This is a genomic window from Aphanothece microscopica RSMan92 (assembly GCF_046613545.2).
Lineage (GTDB): Bacteria > Cyanobacteriota > Cyanobacteriia > PCC-6307 > Cyanobiaceae > NIES-981.
Genome location: NZ_JBKKKY020000145.1, coordinates 1 through 2,018, shown reverse-complemented (window position 1 = coordinate 2,018; position 2,018 = coordinate 1). Strand labels below are relative to the sequence as shown.

Genomic DNA, 2,018 nt, shown 5'->3' with positions numbered 1-2,018 from the left:
TGGTCTCGCCGGTCTTCGGCGCATTGGTGACGTACTTGATCAGACCGCCTTGGGCGGCGGCGCCATACAGCGTTCCCTGCGGCCCGCGCAGGACCTCAATACGCTGCAGATCCCATGTGTCGATGTTTGCCGCCAGCAGGCCGCTAGAGCCGCGTGACGTCACGAAGTTGAACGGCATGTCGTCGATCACCGTCGCAACGCTGGCCCCGGTGCTGCCCGTGTTCTGGCCGCGGATGATCAGCTGGTTGAAACCGGCGCTGCGGGTCTGAACCGAAAAGCCCGGCACCTGGGCCGCCAGGCTCTGGAAGTCGAGGATCTGCTTTCGATTCAGGGACTCCCCGCTCAGCGCCGTCACTGCAAGCGGAACATCGGTGAGAGATTCCGCCCGGCGGGTGGCGGTCACGATGATCACCTCGCTTCGGGCGGCGCGAACCTCGTCCTGCGCGGGCGCGCTCTGGGCCAGAACCGCCGCCGGCGCAGCCAGAAGACCGGCGCACGTCGCCAGAACCAATACGGACGCTTGCGCCCGATGCATCTTCGCCACTTTCGTCATCCTGGTCCCCCGCCCTAGGCGCTTTTGCGATTTGTGATCACAAGTTAAGCCCGCGAATTCCCGTTGCGTCAATCCGCATCTAGGCGCGACCGAATCCAACCAGATGAACGGCAATGAGGATTGCCGATGCAGCGCAGGTCAGCGCCGCTGTCAGCGTCAGATGCGCCCGCGCCCAGACGGGTCGCCGCCCGCCATCCCTGATCCAGATCGTCGCCGCGATCGTCAGAACGACCGCGCAAAGCACCGTCAGGTTCGCAAGCGCGCTGGCGGCCGCAAACCGCAGCGTGCGCCCCTCGATCAAATAGGCGCCCAGCCCGCCCGGCCCCATCGCCATAGTCAGCACGGGGGCAATCGCGAAGACACAGGCCGCCGGCGCCAACGCAGCCGCCTTCACCCCCAGCTCCGCCACCGAGCGGCGCGGCCAGAACAACGCTGGCAAGGCGAGAAGCAAAGCAAAGCCGATCCAGCGCAAGCCGCTCGCCGCCCAGCGTGGATCGCCCAGCGGACCCACCCTCTCCAGCGGGGTGAAGCCCAGATGGCTCGTCAGACCGGCGACCTTTCCATCGGCGTCACGATAGAAAGCCATGCGCGGCATCGCGAACGGATTGGCGCCGGTCTGCTTTGCTTGGGCATGAAAGAACAAATCATCGCCCACCGGTTTGAACGGCCCGTCGCCGGCGATCATCAACCCATCGGGGGTCGCCTCTACAACGGCCGCATCGCCGCCGCCGAGGTAGGCGAGCACGCCTTCGGCGCGGGTGTCTGTGCGCATGGCCGGGCGATACACGCCGGCATAGTCCGCCAGCGCGACGCCCGTACCGGCTGCGGCCGGGCGTGGCGGCTGGTCGTCGCAGAACAGCCGGGGCACCAGCAGTCGAGTCGCTTCGATGTTACCCATCCCGCGCGGACCGACGATGGAGAAAAACAGCGCCATGTCATCGTCAGGCGACACCAGAAGCATGGACTCGTAGCCGACCCAGGTGCCGCCGTGGCCGATCAGGCGCCGGCCGTTCCACTCATAGCTCATGATCTGGAACCCAAAGCCCCCGGTGTCGGGATGGTTGGCGCGCATCACGCTCGTGAGGCGGCGATGCTGCGCCGCGCTCAGCACCGGGCCCTCCACCCCGCGCGCTCGTTCCAGATGGAAGCGCGCATAGCGGACAGCGTCGTCGAGCGTCAGGCTCACCGCCCCGACCGGCCAGTAAAGGGGGTTGAAAGCGATGAAATGATCCGGCTCGTACGCACCGGAAGGCTGCTTCGAATAGGCTGTCGCAGTTCCGGGCTCCAAAGTGAGCCCGCGCTGGAACCGCGCGCTGTCCATGCCCAGCGGACGCCAGATCTCGCGCCGGAAGTAGGCCTCGATCGGCTCGCCTGTCACATCCTCCACAATCAGGCCGAGGAGGGCGGTTGCGTAGTTCGAGTATGAAACCCGCACGCCTGGATCGCGCACGAGCCCAGGCGCGAG

The 2,018-nt window shown here is 66.5% G+C and carries 2 protein-coding genes; both read right to left on the bottom strand.

Annotation, left to right across the window (positions count from 1 at the left end):
• Window positions 1-535 (bottom strand): TonB-dependent receptor plug domain-containing protein (locus tag ACLD7X_RS16465; RefSeq protein ID WP_425625401.1); only part of this gene is annotated, 535 nt, incomplete at its 3' end.
• 97 nt (window positions 536-632) lie between these two features.
• A partial coding sequence (locus ACLD7X_RS16460; protein ID WP_411424768.1) for a serine hydrolase domain-containing protein occupies window positions 633-2,018 on the bottom strand: 1,386 nt, incomplete at its 5' end.